The following is a 17,409-nucleotide window of genomic DNA, read 5'->3' on the forward strand; positions in this document are numbered from 1 at the left end:
CCGTCGTGCGACACGGGAACACACGGGAACGGGGTGAGCGCCGTGCGGGAGGCGTTACGTCACCGGTGGATCGAGGTGCGGCGGGCCGGGGTCCGCGCGCTGGCAGGACTGTCGGGGCTCATCCTGGCCGGCCTGTGCGTGGGCGCGTTCGCCGCCATCCTGGCGGGCGGGCTCGGGCTGCTGCTCGTCCCGCTCGTCATGATCGCCGTACGCGCGCTCGCCGGGTTCTTCCGCAGGTCCGCGGGCGAGCGGCTCGGGGCCGCGGTGGAGAGCCCGTACCTGCCGCGTCCCGGCATGACCGGTGAGTTCTGGCCGCTGCGCCAGGTCAGGCTGTTCGGCTGGATCGTCACCGACCGGGCGACGTGGCGCGACCTGGCGTGGCTGCCGCTGAACGTGCTGCTCGGCGTACCCCTGGCCGCCCTGTCGCCGCTGCTCGTCCTCTACGGCCTGTACGGCGTCCTGCTGCCCATCACCTACCCCCTGATCGACCAGCAGGTCGGCGCCGGGCCCGCGCACTTCCTGCTGCTGACCGTGGCCGACGTGCCGAGCGCGTTCCTCGCCGTCCCGCTCGGCCTGGCCGTGCTCGGAGCCGGGCTCTGGGCGGCCCCCTGGACGCTCGACGCGCACGCCCGCCTGACCGCCGCGCTGCTCGGCCCCACCCGCGGGCAGCTGGAGCGGCGGCTGGCCGCGGTGACCGAGTCGCGCAGCGAGGCCGTCGACTTCAACGCCGCCGACCTGCGCCGCATCGAGCGCGACCTGCACGACGGCGTCCAGGTCAGGCTGCTCGCCCTGGGCATGAACCTGACCGCGATCCAGCGGCTCATCCGCGAGGACCCGGAGGCCGCCGAGGCGCTGCTGATGGAGACCCGCGAAAGCTCCGGCAAGGCGCTCACCGAGCTGCGCGACCTCGTCCGCGGCATCCACCCGCCGGTGCTGGCCGACCGCGGGCTCGCCGACGCCGTGCGCGCGCTCGCCATGGACCTGCCGCTGCGCGCCGAGACCGACGTCGAGCTGCCCGGCCGCGCCCCCGCGCCGGTCGAGTCGGCCGTCTACTTCGCGGTCTCCGAGGCGCTCACCAACGTGATCAAACATGCCGTGGCGAGCCGGGTCGCCGTTCGGATACGGTACGACCGCGGCGTGTTGCGCGCCGAGATCACCGATGACGGCATCGGCGGGGCCGACGCCTCGGCGGGGTCGGGGCTGCGCGGGGTGGAGAGACGGCTGTCGGCGTTCGACGGCATCGTGGTCGTGAGCAGCCCCCCGGGTGGTCCCACGATCGTGGTGCTGGAGGTTCCGTGCGTGTTGTCGTAGCCGAGGATCAGTTCCTGTTACGCGACGGCCTGACCCGGTTGCTGACGGCCCACGGCTTCGACGTCGTCGAGGTCGTCGACAACGGCCCCGGCACGCTCAGGGCGCTGACCGAGCTGCGGCCCGACGTCGCCATCGTCGACGTGCGGCTGCCGCCGACCTTCACCGACGAAGGGCTGCGCGCCGCCATCGAGGCCAGGCGGCGGGTGCCTGGCCTGCCCGTGCTCGTCCTGTCCCAGTACGTCGAGCAGCTCTACGCCCGCGAACTGCTCGCCGACCAGGCGGGCGGCGTCGGCTACCTGCTCAAGGACCAGGTGTTCGACGAGGACCAGTTCGTCGAGGCCATCCGCAGGGTCGCCGCCGGCGGCACCGCGCTCGACCCCGAGGTGGTCGCCAAGCTGCTCGGCGGCAGGGGCGCCGACACGCCCGTCGCCCGGCTGACCGCCCGCGAGCGCGAGATCCTCTCCCTGATGGCCGAGGGCCGCTCCAACAGCGCGATCGCGCAGCGGCTGTTCATCAGCGAGAAGGCCATCAGCAAATACACCACCAGCATCTTCGCCAAGCTGGACCTGCCGGTGTCGGAGGACGACAACCGCCGGGTGCTGGCCGTGCTCGCCTACCTCAACGCCTGAGCCGCACCGCGTATAGGGCAGATATTGGGTCGTACCCGATCGTGACGCCATTGGGCTGACATCCGTCACGATCGGAAGAGGTGAGCCGGTGTCCGGCGAGCAGAACGACACCTACCTCGTCGTCGTCAACGACGAGGAGCAGTACTCGATCTGGTGGGCCGACCGTGAGGTGCCCGCCGGGTGGCGTCAGGAAGGCACGCGGGGGCCCCGCGAGGAGTGCCTGGCCCACATCGAGCGCGTATGGACCGACATGCGCCCGCTCAGCCTGCGTACCCGCATGGACGAGGCCGAGGTGAAATGAGCGACGTCGAGCCGCGCCTGTCTCCGGGCCTGTCTCCGGGCCTGTCTATGGGCCTGTCTATGGGCCTGCTTCCCGGCCTGTTCGCCGCCCAGGCGGCGCGGACCCCCGGGGCCGTGGCCGTCGTGGACGGCGGGCGGGAGCTGGACTACGCGACGCTGGAGCGCCGCGCCAACCAGGTCGCCAACGGGCTGCTCGCCAGGGGCGTGCGGCCGGAGACGCCGGTCGGCGTCTGCCTGCGGCGCGGCGCCGGCCTGGTGGCCGCCCTGCTCGGCGTGTGGAAGGCGGGGGCGGCGTACGTCCCCCTCGACCCCGGCCACCCCGCCGACCGCACGCACTGGATCCTGACCGACACCGCCACCCCGCTCGTCCTCACCGACCCCGACCCTGACCCCACCACCGCTTCCGGCACCGGCCCCGACTGGGACCTGGTGCTGCCGGACGGTGCGGTGCGGGTCGCCATGGACGCCTTCGACGGTGAGCCCGGCACGTCGCCGGACGTCGCCGCCGACCCCGACCGGCTCGCCTACGTGATCTACACCTCCGGCTCGACCGGCCGGCCCAAGGGGGTGCTGATCGGGCACGGCGCCATCGCCAACCGGGTCACGTGGACGGTGCGGGAGCACGGGCTCGGCCCAGCAGACCGGGTGTTGCAGAAGACGACGCTGACGTTCGACGCGGCCGGGTGGGAGATCTTCGCGCCGCTCGTCAGCGGCGGCGCCGTGGTGCTCGCCCCGCACGGCGCCGAGCGCGACCCGGCGGCGCTGCTGCGCGCGGTCGCCGCGTACGACGTGTCCGTGCTCCAGGTCGTTCCCTCGCTGCTGCGGCTGCTGGTGGACGAGCCGGGCTGGCGGGAGTGCGGGGCGCTGCGGCTGCTCTTCTCGGCCGGTGAGCCGCTGGACGCCGAGCTGTGCGAGCTCGTACGCAAGCGGCTCCCCGTGACGATCTGGAACACCTACGGCCCCACCGAGTGCGCCATCGACGTGACCGCCCACCTGGCCGACCCGGAGCAGAGCGCGGGCCGGGTGCCGATCGGGCGGCCGATCGACGGCATCAGGCTGCGCGTGCTCGACGAGGGCGGCGCGCTCGCGCCACTCGGAGCCCCCGGCGAGCTGCACGCGGGCGGCGTCGGCCTGGCTCGCGGCTACCTGGGCAGGCCCGCCCTGACCGCCGAACGCTTCCTGCCCGACCCGTACGGCCCGCCCGGCAGCCGCATGTACCGCACCGGCGACCTGGTCAGGTGGCGGCCCGACGGCACGCTCGACTACGACGGCCGCATCGACGCGCAGGTCAAGGTCAACGGCGTGCGGATCGAGCCGGGCGAGGTGGAGTCGGTCCTGCTGACGCATCCCGGCCTGCGCGGGGCCGCCGTGACGGCCGGTCCAGGGGCCGACGGCGCGGCCAGGCTGGTCGCGTACGTCGTGGGCCGGGACGGCGAACCGCCGCAGGCCGCCGCGCTGCGCGCGTACCTGCGTGACCGGCTGCCCGACGCGCTGGTGCCGTCCCTGTTCGTGCCGCTCGCCGCGCTGCCGCTGACGACCAGCGGCAAGGTGGACAGGGCCGCGTTGCCCGCGCCTGACTTCGACGCGACGTCCGACGGCCCGGCCAGGCCGCTCACGAACGCCGAGCAGACCGTCGCCCGCGTCTGGCAGGACCTGCTCGGCGTCACCGGCGTGCGCGCCGACGACGACTTCTTCCAGCGCGGCGGCTCCTCGCTGCTGCTGGCCAGGCTGGCAGCCAGGCTGAGCGCCGCCGTGGGCCGCGAGGTGGCCGTGCACCGGCTGTTCGCCGCCGGCACGGTGGCCGAGCAGGCGCGGCTCGTCGAGGAGGCCGCCGAGCCGGTCGCCACGGTGCCGCGCGCGCCCAGGGACCGGCCGCTGCCGCTCTCCGTCGAGCAGCACCAGCTCTGGTTCCTCGACAGGATGGACCCGGGCAACCCTGAGTGGGTGACGCCGCTGCTGGTCCCGCTGCCCGCCGACCTCGGCACGGCGACGGTCGAACGCGCCATGACGGCGCTCGTCGCCCGGCACGAGGTGCTGCGCACCCGCTACCGCATGGAGGGCGGCGAGCCCCGGCAGGTCGTCGACGACCCCGCCCCGGTCACCCTCCCCGTGGCCGACCGCCCGGACGACCCCGCCGCACTGGCCGAGCTGCTCGCCGGCACCTTCCGCGAGGGCTTCGACCTGGTCCGCGGCCCCGTCTGGCGCGCCCTCCTGGTCCGCGGCCAGGACGCAGCCCCGGCCGGAGAGGCCGCATCGCTGGGGGACCAGGGCAGCGGAGGCCACGTGCTGGCGCTGGCCGTGCATCACATCGCCTCGGACGGACAGTCGTCGGTGCTGCTCGGCGCCGAGATCAGGGAGCTGTGCGCCGCACTCGCCGCCGGCCGGGAGCCCGGGCTGGCGCCGCTGCCCGTCCAGTACGCCGACTACGCCGTCTGGCAGCGCGACCGCATGACAGAGGCGTTCCTGGAGCCGCAGCTCGCCTTCTGGCGGGAGGAGCTGGCCGGCCTGCCCAGGCTCGACCTGCCCGCGGACCACCCGCGCCCGGCCGTCCGCGACCCGCGCGGCGCCACGCTCACCTTCGAGGTGCCGCGCGCCTGCTCGGACGGCCTCTCGGAGCTGAGCCGCCGCAGGGGCACGACCCCGCTGGCGGCGTACCTGACGGCGTTCTGCACGCTGCTGGCCCGCTGGAGCGGCCAGTGGGACGTGCCGCTCGGCGTGCCCACGGCGGGCAGGACCAGGCCGGAGCTGGCCGGGGTCGCGGGCCCGTTCCACAACACGCTCGTCGTGCGGTGCGCGCTGGAGCCCGAGATGAGCTTCGCGTCCGCGATGGACGCCGTGTGGGAGCGCAACAGGCGCGCGCTGGCTCACCGCGACGTGCCGTTCGAGCGGGTCGTGGAGGCGCTGGCCCCGGCGCGCGACCTGTCGCGGACCCCGCTCTACCAGGTGATGTTCAACTTCATGGAGGAGGGCGTCACCGTCTCGGGCGGCGGCGACCTCGACCCGCTCCGGGACGTCTGGGGGGTCGCCAAGACCGACCTGACCCTGTTCCTGCACACGGCTCCCGACGGGAGCGTGAAGGGCATCATCGAGTACGCCACCTCCCTGTTCGACGAGCCCACGATCGCCAGGATGGCCGAGCACTACCTGCGCGTGCTGGCGGCGGCACCGGGCGGAGCGACGCTGCGCGAGCTGGGCGCGCACGCCGACGCGCCGCGCGGCCCCATCGAGCGGCTGCTCGCCGAGCGCTGCTCGGAGCTGCTCGGCCGCGAGGTCGGCGTGATGCAGAACTTCTTCCACCTGGGCGGCACGTCCCGGCTGGCGCTCACGCTGATGGCGCACGTGCAGGAGGACTTCGATCTCGACCTGCCGGTCCGGCTGATCTTCGAGCGCCCCTCGGTCGCGCGGCTGGCCGAGGCCGTCCGCGCGCTCGCCGGCGCGGGACCGGACCAGCAACCGACGGTAGTAGAGGAGCAGCGGGCATGACGCAGATCGACATCGAGCGCGAGGAGGCCCTGCTGCGCCGCCGGGCCGGCGGCCGGTCGCGGATCCCGCGGGCCGACCGCGGGGTGCCGCTGCCGCTGTCGTACGGGCAGCAGCAGATGTGGTTCCTCAACCGCCTCGAACCGGACAGCCCCGAATACCTCGTCCCCATGATCCTGCGGCTCACCGGCCCGGTGGACGTGGCGGCGCTGCGCCGCGCGATCGACGAGATCGCCGCCCGGCACGAGATCCTGCGCACCCGCTACGCGGTGGCGGGGGCCGAGCCGGTGCAGCTCGTTGACCCGCCGGGCGAGGTCCCCTTCAAAGTGGACGACCTGCGCGGCGGCGACGAGGAACGTGCCCTGCGGATCGCCGAGGACGAGGTGGCCCGCGGCATGGATCTGGCCGAGGAGTGGCCGGTCAGGGTCCGCCTGGTGCGCGTCGGCGACGAGCTGAGCCTGCTGGTGGTGGTCTTCCACCACATCGCGTGCGACGAGTGGTCGCTGCGCCTGTTCGAGGAGGAGCTGAGCGCCCTCTACCGCGCTCCAGGCTCGCTGCCGCAGCCGCCGCTCCAGTACGCCGACTACGCCGCCCACCAGCGGGCCAGGGCCGCCGACGGCGCCTTCGACGGCACCTTGAGCTACTGGCGCGAGCAGCTGGCCGACCTCGTCCCGACCGAGCCGCCCGCCGACCGGCCGCGCCCCGACGTACGGGACTGGCGCGGCGCGGCGGTCCCCATCGAGGTGGACGCCAGGCTCGGCGCGGCGCTGCGCGAGATCGCCAGGGGCCGCGAGACGACGCTGTTCACCGTCCTGCTGGCCGGCTTCCAGGCGCTGCTCGCCCGCTACACCGGCAGGACCGACGTCACCGTCGGCACCGTGGTCTCCGACCGCAACAGGCCCGAGCTGCAGGGCATGTTCGGCTACGGCATCAACAGCCTCGTCATGCGCGGCCGGTGGCGGCCCGGCGAGACGTTCGCGGGCCTGCTGGCCGGCACGCAGGCGGCGGTGCTCGACGCGCTCGACCACCAGGACATGCCGTTCTCCCGGCTGGTGGACGAGCTGGAGCCGGCCCGCGACCGCTCGCGCACGCCGCTGTTCCGGGTGGCGTTCACCATGCACGAGCCCAAGGCCGCCGCGCTCGACCTGCCGGGCGTGCGGGCCGAGTCGCTGGAGGCGCCCTGGCGGATCTCCAAGTTCGACCTCACGCTCCAGCTCCAGGAGACGCCCGACGGGTCGCTGATCGGGCAGGTCGAGTACTCCACCGCGCTGTTCGACCGGGAGACGGTCGAGCGCACGGCCGCGAACCTGGTGCGCCTGCTGGCCGGCATCGCCGCCGCCCCCGACACCCCGGTCGACCGCCTGGACCTGCTCGGTCCTGACGAGCTGGCGGTCGCCACCGGCCCCGTGCGGCCTGGGCCCGCCGACTCGCGTACGCTGCCCGAGGCGTTCCTTGAGCAGGTCGCGGCCACGCCGGGCGCGGTCGCGGTCACCGACGGCGGCCGTCACCTGACCTACGCCGAGCTGAACGCGCGGGCCAACCGGCTGGCGCACCGGCTGCGCGGCGCCGGCGTCGGCGCGGGGTCGCTCGTGGGCGTCTGCCTCGACCGCAGCGCCGAGCTGGTGGTGACGCTGCTGGCGGTGCTGAAGGCGGGCGGGGCGTACCTGCCGCTGGATCCGGCGTACCCGGCGGACCGGCTGGCGTTCATGGTGTCGGACGCGGGCGCGCCCGTCGTCGTCACCCGCTCGGAGCACCTGGAGCTGGTCGAGCGGGTGCACGGCGGCGAGGTGATCGTCCTCGACCGGGACGCCGCCGCCATCGAGAGCCACCCGGACACCGACCTCGGCCCCGCCTCCGTCCCGGGCGACCTCATCTACGTGATCTACACCTCGGGGTCCACGGGCCGGCCGAAGGGCATGTGCCTGACGCACGCCAACGTGCTGCGCCTGCTGACGGCCACCCGCGAGCGGTTCGGGTTCGGCCCTGACGACGTGTGGCCGATGTTCCACTCCTACGCCTTCGACGTGTCGGTGTGGGAGCTGTGGGGCGCGCTGCTGCACGGCGGCCGGCTGGTGATCGTGCCGTTCGACACGGCGAGATCGCCGGACGACCTGATGGACCTGCTGGTCGAGCAGCGGGTGACGGTGCTGAACCAGACGCCTGGCGCCTTCTACCGGCTGGTGCGCCTGGCCGCGCAGGACGACCCCCGCGTGGACCGGCTCGCGCTGCGCCTGGTGATCTTCGCCGGCGAGCGGTTGGAGATGCCCGACCTGCGCCCGTGGACCGACCGGCGCGGCCTCACCGCGCCCGCCCTGGTCAACATGTACGGCATCACCGAGACGACCGTGCACGTCACCCACTACGAGGTGACGGAACGGGACCTCGAACCCGCCGAGGCGTCCCCCGTCGGACGGCCCATCGACGACCTGTGGGTGGTGCTGCTGGACGAGCGCGGCAACGTCGTGCCGCTCGGCGCGACCGGCGAGATCTGCGTGGGCGGCGCGGGCGTCGGCCGCGGCTACCTCGACCGGCCCGGGCTGACCGCGCAGCGGTTCGTGCCCGACCCGTACGGCCCGCCGGGCTCGCGGCTCTACCGCAGCGGCGACCTCGCGCGGCGGCGGCCGGACGGCGGCCTCGAATACCTGGGCCGCATCGACGACCAGGTGAAGATCCGCGGCTACCGGGTCGAGCCGGGCGAGATCCAGGCCCGGCTGCGGGCCGACGACCGGCTGCGCGACGCCGTGGTCGTGGCCCGCGAGGACGTGCCGGGCGCGGCCAGGCTCATCGCGTACGTCGTGCCGGCCGACCCCGCCGCCTTCGACCCCGGTGAGCTGCGCGCGACGCTGGCCGGGTCGCTGCCCGACTACATGGTGCCCGCCGTGTTCGTGCCGGTGGCCGAGATCCCGCTGACCGCGCAGGGCAAGGTGGACCGCCGCGCCCTGCCCGCGCCGGGCGACGCGGCGCTGCCCGCCGGAGCCGGGTACGTGGCGCCGCGCACGGCGATCGAGGAGCTCATCGCCACCGTGTGGACGGAGACGCTGCCCACCGGCCGCGTCGGCGTGCACGACGACTTCTTCGAGCTCGGCGGCGACTCCATCCTGGCCGTCGTGCTGGCGGGCGGCCTGCGCGACGCGGGCCTGGACGTCAGGGTCGCCGACCTGTTCGAGACGCGGACCGTGGCCACGCTGGCGGCCCGGCTGGACGAGCGCGGCGGTGAGGAGGAGAGCCGTTCGGGCGGCCTGACCCCGGTGCGGCCGTTCGCGCTGCTCACGGAGCAGGACCGGGCCAAGGTCCCCGGCGGGGTGCTGGACGCGTACCCGATGTCGCGGCTGCAGACCGGCATGGTCGTCGAGATGCTCTCGGACGGCGACCTGAACCTCTACCTCAACGCCACCGCCTTCCGCGTGCTCGACGACCGGCCCCTGGAGCCCGACCTGCTGCGCGAGGCGACCCGCACGGTCGTCGGCCGGCACGAGGCGCTGCGCACGTCGCTCGCGCTCACCGGCTACTCGGCGCCGATGCAGCTCGTGCACCGCCCGGAGGACGTCGAGGTGAACGTGCCGGTCGCCGACCTCGGCGACCTCGACCTGGACGGGCAGCGCGCGGCCGTGCGCGCGTTCGTCACCAACGAGCGCACCCGGCTGTTCGACCTGGCGAAACCGCCGCTGATCCGGGTCTCCGCGCACCGCTGCGCCGCCGAGGGCTGGTGGATCACCATCACCGAGTGCCACGCCGTCCTGGAGGGCTGGAGCTACCACTCGCTGCTCATGGAGATCCTCACCGTCTACCGCGCGCTGCGCGACGGGACCGAGGCGACGCTCGCCGACCTGCCCGCCATCAGGTACGCCGACTTCATCGCCGCCGAGCAGGCCGTGCTCGCCGACGACGCGGAACGGGCGTACTGGCGCTCGATCGTCACCTCCGTCCCCAAGTTCGCGCTGCCCGCCGGGCTCGGGGCGGGCCAGGACGCGCCCAGGCGGGAGTACCGCATCCGCATCCCGCTGGCCGGCTACGAGGAGGGGCTGCGGGCGGCGGCGAGCGCGGCGGGCGTCCCGCTGAAGAGCATGCTGCTCGCCGCGCACATGAAGGTCATGAGCACGCTCACCGACCAGCGCGCGTTCTTCACCGGCCTGGTCTTCCACGCCAGGCTGGAGGCGCCGGGCGCGGACCGGGTGCACGGCCTCTACCTCAACACGCTGCCCTTCCCGTACGAGCGGGGCGCCCGCACCTGGGGCGAGCTGGCGCGCCGGCTGTTCGAGCAGGAGACCGAGCTCTGGTCGCACCAGCGCTTCCCCATGCCGGAGATCCAGCGCGACGCGGGCCCCGAGCGGCTGATCGACACCCGCTTCGTCTACCTGGACTTCCACCAGGTGGACACCGACCTGTTCGACGGCGACTCGGTCATCGACGACAGCCCGACGGAGTTCGGCCTGGGCGTGCACATCCTGGCCGGCCATCTCATGGTCACCGCCAACGTGCAGCACGTCTCGGAGGAGGCGGTGGACCGGCTGGGCGCGATGTACCGGGCCGCGCTGGAGTCCATCGTCGAGGGTCCGGACGGGGACGCCGACGCGGTGCTGCTGCCGCCCGGCGAGTACGACCGGCTCGTCACCGAGCTGAACGTCACCCGCACCCGCCCCGTGGACGCGAGCGTGCTCGACCTGTTCGAGCGGCAGGCGGCCCGCAACCCGGGCGCGGTGGCGGCGGCCTTCGACGGCGGCTCGTGGACGTACGCCGAGCTGGACGCCAGGGCCAGCCGCGTCGCGCACCGGCTGCGCGCGCTCGGCGCCGGGCCGGAGAGCGCGGTCGGCGTGCTCGCCGCCCGCGGCCCCGACCTGCTCGCGAGCCTCATCGGGGTGTGGAAGTCGGGCGCCGCGTTCGTGCCGCTCGACCCGTCGTTCCCGGCGGGGCGCATGGCGACGATGCTGGCCGACGCCGGTGCGCGGGCGGTCGTCACCGACACGCCCGACGCGTTCACCGAGGTCGAGGCCGGGGTCGGGGTCGGGGTCGAGGTCGTGGACCTCGCCGACGCGAGTCTCGACGGGCTGCCCGCCACCTCGCCCGGCGTCCGCACGGACCTGGACGGCGTCGCGCAGATCATCTTCACCTCGGGCTCGACCGGCCGGCCGAAGGGCGTGCTCGTCACCCATCGCGGCCTGGCCAACCACGTCCGCTGGGCGGCGGAGGAGCTGGCCGCGCAGGGCACCACGGGCGCGCCGCTGTTCTCCTCGGTGGCCTTCGACCTCGTCGTCCCGAACGTCTGGGCGCCGCTCGCCACCGGCCAGCCGGTCCGGCTGCTGCCCGCCGACCTCGACCTGTCCAGGCTCGGCCGCGAGCTGGCCGAGCACGGCCCCTACAGCTTCATCAAGCTCACCCCCGGCCACCTCGACGTGCTCGCCGGCCAGCTCAAGGGCGCCCAGGCGGCCAGGCTGGCCGAGATGATCGTGGTGGCGGGCGAGGCGCTGCCGGGCAGCACCGCCCAGCACTGGCTGCGCGTGCTCGGTCCCGGCGGCCTGGTCAACGAGTACGGGCCCACCGAGGCGACGGTCGGCACCTGCACCTACCCGATCATGAAGCGGGAGCGGGACGAGATCGTCCCCATCGGCCGCCCGCTGCCCGGCATGACCATGTACGTCCTCGACGAGCACATGCGGCCGGCGCCCTTCGGCGTCACCGGCGAGCTGTACGTCGGCGGCACCGGCGTCGCCCGCGGCTACGCGGGACGTCCTGGGCTGACCGCCGACAGGTTCGTGCCCGACCCGTTCGGGCCGCCAGGGGGCCGCCTCTACCGCACCGGCGACCGGGCCTGGGTGCGCGGCGACGGCGCGGTCTGCTTCGCCGGGCGGGTGGACGACCAGGTCAAGGTGCGCGGCTACCGGGTCGAGCCGGGCGAGATCCGCGTCGTGCTGCTCGACCATCCTGGCGTCAGGGACGCCGTGGTCGTCGTCCGCGCGGGCGAGGCGGGGGACCGGTCGCTGGTCGCGTACTGCGTGCCCGCCGACGCCGCCCTGCCGTCCGCCGCCGAGCTGGCCGCGCACTGCGGCACCCGGCTGCCCGACTACATGGTGCCCGCGCTGTTCGTGCCGCTCGACCGCATCCCGCTCAACGCCAACGGCAAGGTGGACAGGGCCGCGCTGCCCGACCCCGACCCGCGCGGCCAGAGCGGCTCCGCCCACGTGGAGCCGCGCAACGAGCTGGAGACGCTGATCGCCGAGGTGTGGCGGACGGTGCTCGGGCACGAGCGCATCGGCGTGCACGACAACTTCTTCGAGCGCGGCGGCCACTCCATCAGGGCCGTCACCGTGGTGGGCGCGCTGCAGGAGCAGGGCCTGGACGTCTCCGTCCAGGACGTCTTCGAGCACCGCACGGTCGCCGAGCTGGCCGCCACGCTGGCCGGGCGCGAGAAGGCCGGCGAGGAGCGGCGCGCGGTCGAGCCGTTCGCGCTGGTGCCCGCCGCGGACCTGGCCACGCTCCCCGGCGGTATCACCGACGCCTACCCGCTGTCCGAGGTGCAGCGCGGGATGATCGTGGAGATGCTGGCCGGGCAGGAGCACGGCTACTACCACAACACCATGTCGTTCCTCGTCCGCGACCCGCGCCCGTTCTCGCTCGACGCGCTGCGCGCCGCCGCCGGGATCGCCGCCGCCCGCCACGAGGCGCTGCGGACCTCCATCCGGCTGTCCGGGCACTCCGTGCCCATGCAGGTCGTCCACGAGAGCGCCGAGATCCCGGTCCGCGTGCTCGACCTGCGCGGCCTCGACGACGGCGGTCGCGAGCTGGCCATGCGGAACTTCCGCGCCCAGGAGCGCGCCCACCGCTTCGACCTGGAACGGGCGCCGCTGATCAGGATCACCGCGCTGCTCAAGGACGACGCGTCGTGGTGGCTGTCGTTCACCGTGCTGCACGCCGTCAGCGAGGGCTGGAGCTTCCACGGCCTGCTCATGGAGCTGCTCGACGACTACCGCGCGCTCAGGGACGGCGCCGGGCCGCCCCGCGTCGAGCCGCCGTCCGTCCGCTACGCCGACTTCATCGCCGCCGAGCTGCGCGCGCTCGAATCGGCCGATGACCGCGCCTACTGGCGCGAGGTCGTCACCGGCAGGCCCGGCTTCGCGCTGCCCGCCGCCTGGGGCGAGCCGCACCTGCCGCGCGAGGACTACCACGTCGTCCTCATGTACGCCGACCTCGAGGAACGCCTGCGCGCCCTGGCGGCCCAGGCCGGCGCCTCGCTGAAGAGCGTGCTGCTCGCCGCCCACCTCAAGGTGCTCGGCATGCTCACCTCGGAGCCCGAGTTCGTCACCGGCCTGGTGTGCAACGGGCGGCTGGAGGCCCAGGGCGGCGAGCGCGTCTACGGCATGCACCTCAACACGCTGCCGTTCGCGTACGACAGGGGTGCCAGGACCTGGCTGGACCTCATCCGGCGGACCTTCGACGGCGAGCTGGCCCTGTGGCCGCACCGCAGGTTCCCCATGCCGGTCATCCAGCGGGAGCTGGGCGACGGGCGCAGGCTCATCGGCACGGCGTTCAGCTACCAGGACTTCGACCAGGTGGACACCGGCCTGATCGACGTCACCGCCACCGAGGGCGAGGACCCGACCGAGTTCGCGCTCGGGGTGCCGGCCACGCCGACGTACCTCATCCTGCGCTCCAACACGCACGCCATGAGCCGGCGCAACGCCGACCGGCTGGCCGCGATGCACCGCGCGGTGCTGGAGGCCATGGTGGCCGACCCGGACGGCGACGCCCGCGCCACCTGCCTGCCGCCGGCCGAGCGCACCTCGCGCGAGAGCGTCCCGGCGGTCGAGCACCCGCTGCCCCGCAGCCTGCACGAGGTGTTCGAGCGGCGCGCCCACGAGACCCCGGACGCCGTCGCGGTCGTGCACCGTGGAGACCCCGGCGGGCCGCTGACCTACGGGGAGCTGGACGTGCGGGCCAACCGGCTCGCGCACCGGCTGCGTGAGCTGGGCGCGGGCCCGGAGACGCTGGTCGGGGTCTGTCTCGAACCCGGCGCCGACCTCGTGGTCACGCTGCTGGCCGTGCTCAAGGCCGGCGCCGCGTACCTGCCGCTGCCGCCCACGTCGCCGGCCGACCGGCTGCGGTTCATGCTGGCCGACTCCGGGGCGGCCGTGGCCGTCACCACCGCCGGCCTCGCGCCGTCGGTGACCGCCGAGGGCGTCGAGCAGGTGCTGCTCGACACCGATGCCGCCCGCATCGCCGCGCTCCCCGCGACACCCCCGGAGAGCGGGACCGAGCCTGGCCACCTGGCGTACGTGTGCTACACCTCGGGCTCGACCGGCCGCCCCAAGGGCGTCGCCGTCACCCACGCCAACGTGCTGCGCCTCTACGCGGCCCTGTCGGGTCAGGTCGCCCTCGGCTCCGACAGGACCTGGGCGCTGCTGCACTCCTACGCCTTCGACGTGTCGGTGTGGGAGCTGTGGGGCGCGCTGCTGCACGGCGGCCGGCTGGTGATCGTCCCGACCGAGACCGCCCGCTCGCCCCGCGACCTGCTCGACCTGCTCATCGCCGAGCGGGTGACGACGCTGTCGCTGTCGCCGGTGGCGTTCCGCTCGATGATCGGGGCGGCGGACGGCGACGAGGCCACGCTGGCGCGGCTGTCGCTGCGCGAGGTGGTGTTCGGCGGCGACCGGCTCGAACCGTCCGACCTCGACGCCTGGGGGCTCGACCGGTGCGACCTGGCGCACGCGTACGGGCCGACCGAGTGCACCATCCACGTCACGTACCAGGCCCTCGCCGCCACCGACCTGGGCACGGTGGACGGCGTGCCGATCGGCCGGCCGCTCGACGACGTCCGCACGTACGTGCTGGACCCGTACGGGCACGAGGTCCCGGAAGGGGCGCCTGGCGAGCTGTACGTCGGCGGCGCCGGCGTGGCCCGCGGCTACCTCGGCCGTCCCGGCCTGACCGCGGAGCGCTTCGTGCCCGACCCGTTCGGGCCGCCCGGCGCGCGCTGCTACCGCACCGGCGACCTGGTACGCCGCAGGGCCGACGGCGCGCTGCACTTCCTCGGCCGGGTGGACGACCAGGTCAAGGTACGCGGGCACCGCATCGAGCCAGGGGAGATCCAGGCCGTGCTGGCCGCCCATCCCGCCGTGCGGGAGAGCGTGGTCGTGGCGCGCGGCGACGGGCCCGCGCGGCGGCTGGTGGCGTACTGCGTGCCCGACGGCGGGAAGCTGCCGCCGGCCGCCGACCTGGCCGCCTACTGCGGGGAGCGGCTGCCCGACTACATGGTGCCGGCCGCGTTCGTGCCGCTGGAGGCGGTCCCGCTGACCGTCAACGGCAAGCTCGACCAGCGCGCGCTGCCCGCCCCCGACCGGGCCGCCCTGTGGTCGTCGGAGCGGGACTTCGTGGCGCCGCGCACCCCGGCCGAGCGCACGCTGGCCGGGATCTGGTCGCGGCTGCTGGGCGTGGACCCGGTGGGGGCGCACGACCGGTTCTTCGACCTCGGCGGCGACTCGCTGACGATACTCAAGGCCATGACCCAGGCCAGGGAGGCCGGCCTGCCGGTGACGCTACGCCTGCTCTACCAGCACGGCTCCATCGCCGAGCTGGCCACCGCCCTCGACGGCGCCGGCGAGCCGGGGGCAGGACCCGCCCTGACACCGGCACAGCGCCGGGTCCTGTCCAGGCCGGGCGGGCACCGCTACGACCACTGGCAGCTCCGCGTCCCCGTCCCCGAGCAGATCGACACGGCGACGCTGGCGGACGCCCTGCACGCCGTCGCCGCCCACCACGCGATCCCGGTGTCGTTCCGCCAGGTCGAGGGCGACGACCGGGCGGCGGCGGCCGCGTACGAGCGGCTCGACCCGGAGCACGGGCCGCTGCTCAGCGCCGTGCTCGCCACGACGGGAGCGGACCGGCCGGTGCTGATCCTCGCTGTCCACGAGCTCGCCGCCGACCGCGCCTCCCTGCCCATCCTCCTGCGTGACCTGGAGAGCGCCTGCCGCGGCTGCGCGCTGCCGGAAGGGGACGGCGGGACGCTGCGGCGGTGGGCCGCCGCGCTGCCGGAGCCTGACGACCTGATGGCCCAGGCCCACCACTGGCTCACCAGGACGCCCGCGCCCCCGATCCCGCTGGACCACCCGTCCGGCACGGGGACCGCGCGGTCGCTGAGCGTGCCGCTGCCAGAGCCGGTGCCGTCGCGGGAGGAGGTGCTGGCCGCGCTGGCGGTCGTGCTCGCCCGCTGGAGCGGCGGCGACCGCGTGCTGCTCGACGTGGAGACCAGGGCGGGGCACGCGCCGCAGGACGCGGCCGGGCCGTTCGCGCACCGGTTCCCGGTGAGCCTGTGGGTGCCGCCGCAGCGCGCGTCGGTGCTCGCCTCGGTGGCGGGCCAGCTCGCCGCCGTCCCGGACGAGGGCCTGGGGTACGAGCTGCTGCGCCAGGCTGGCCCCGTCGCCGACGTGCTCGCCGCACTGCCCGCACCCCAGATCAGGTTCGGGTACGAGCCGGGCACACCGGGCGCCTTCGTCCCGGAGCGGATCACGGCGGTCCGCGACCCGCTCGCCCCCCGCGAGTACGTCCTGGAGATCGACGTCACCGGCCCCCGGCTGACGTGGACGTACGCGCTCCACGACGAGGCGACGATCCGCTCCCTGGCCGAGCAGGTCGTCGCGGAGCTCGGCGGGGCGGCGATCCCGTCGCCGGTGCCGACCATGGAGCGGCACCACGTGCCCGGTGTCAGCCTGGCCGTGATCAGGGACGGCAGGATCGCCGGGATCAGCGCGTACGGCCGCCTCGACGCCAGGCGCGGCGACCCCGTGACGCCTGACACGGTGTTCCGGGTGGCGTCGGTGAGCAAGCAGGTGACGTCGCTGGTCACCCTCACGCTGGCCGCGCGCGGCCGGCTGGACCTGGACGCCGACGTCAACGACCTCCTCACCTCCTGGCGGGTGCCGGGGGCGGAGGGCGCGCCGATCACCGTACGGCACCTGCTGGCCAACACCTCGGGCCTGGCCAGGGACCCCGAGTATCCGCCATACCGCGACGGCGAGCCGGTCCCCACGGTGCTGGACGCGCTGCTGGGCCGGGCGCCGGCGCGCACCCCGGCGGTCCGCCAGGACCGCCCGGTGGGGACGTTCGAGAAGAACGTGGTCAACTACCTGGTGCTGGAGCAGCTCCTGACGGACGTCACCGGCGCCGACTTCCCGGCCCTGGCACGGGAGACGGTGCTCGACCCGCTGGGCATGACGGGCAGCGGCTACGAGGCAGGCTTCCCGCACGGCTCAGGACGCCCGATCGCGCACGGCCACGACGCGTTCGGCACGCCGATCGACGGCTTCGGCCTGATCCACCCGGCGACGGCCGCGGGCGGGCTGTGGACGACGGTGGCGGACCTGGCCCGGGTGCAGCTGGAGATCCGGCGCGCGTACCTGGGCGAGCCTGCCCTGATCACGCGGGAGCTGGCCGGGCAGATGCTCACGGCCACGCCGGGCAGCCTCTACGGCCTGTCCATGGTGGTGGACCGGTCGGAGAAGGAGCTGGACTTCGGCGCGGTCGGCGAGTTCACCGGCTACTGGGCGATGACGATGTGCCGGGTCACCGGCGGTGACGGCTTCGTCCTGCTGGCGAACGGCGACGGCGGTCGCGGGGTGGCGGCGTTCATCACCGAGCTGTCGGGCACTCAGCGCTTCGGCGCCGAGTAGCCCCGGCGGGAGCGGCCGGCCCCGAGGGGCCG

General features: G+C 74.7%; 5 protein-coding genes. All 5 read left to right on the plus strand.

Features of this window, described 5'->3' with window-relative positions:
* Positions 1-33 precede the first annotated feature (33 nt).
* The 5 genes from AB0K28_RS05820 to AB0K28_RS05840 all read left to right on the plus strand — a co-directional run bounded on the left by AB0K28_RS05820 (position 34) and on the right by AB0K28_RS05840 (position 17,377).
* Entirely contained in the window at positions 34-1,311 is a 1,278-nt protein-coding gene (locus AB0K28_RS05820) for a histidine kinase (protein ID WP_364365566.1), read from the plus strand.
* Entirely contained in the window at positions 1,296-1,940 is a 645-nt protein-coding gene (locus AB0K28_RS05825) for a response regulator transcription factor (RefSeq protein ID WP_345396958.1), read from the plus strand. Before AB0K28_RS05820 ends, AB0K28_RS05825 begins: the two co-directional genes overlap by 16 nt.
* Positions 1,941-2,028: 88 nt before the next feature.
* On the plus strand, positions 2,029-2,241 hold the full coding sequence (locus AB0K28_RS05830; protein WP_364365569.1) for an MbtH family NRPS accessory protein: 213 nt from the start codon (positions 2,029-2,031) through the stop codon (positions 2,239-2,241).
* A 59-nt stretch (positions 2,242-2,300) separates the two neighbouring features.
* The gene (locus tag AB0K28_RS05835; protein WP_364365572.1) at positions 2,301-5,723 is read left to right on the plus strand and encodes an amino acid adenylation domain-containing protein; all 3,423 of its coding nucleotides are present in this window, start codon (positions 2,301-2,303) and stop codon (positions 5,721-5,723) included.
* Entirely contained in the window at positions 5,720-17,377 is an 11,658-nt protein-coding gene (locus AB0K28_RS05840; protein WP_364365575.1) for an amino acid adenylation domain-containing protein, read from the plus strand. Before AB0K28_RS05835 ends, AB0K28_RS05840 begins: the two co-directional genes overlap by 4 nt.
* Positions 17,378-17,409 lie beyond the last annotated feature (32 nt).

Source organism: Nonomuraea sp. NPDC049504 (assembly GCF_040676845.1).
Lineage (GTDB): Bacteria > Actinomycetota > Actinomycetes > Streptosporangiales > Streptosporangiaceae > Nonomuraea > Nonomuraea salmonea.

Bases quoted from the DNA above. Each gene is read 5' to 3' on its own strand.
- AB0K28_RS05835 (WP_364365572.1), top strand. From the start codon at position 2,301: ATGGGCCTGCTTCCCGGCCTGTTCGCCGCCCAGGCGGCGCGGACCCCC.
- AB0K28_RS05840 (WP_364365575.1), top strand. From the start codon at position 5,720: ATGACGCAGATCGACATCGAGCGCGAGGAGGCCCTGCTGCGCCGCCGG.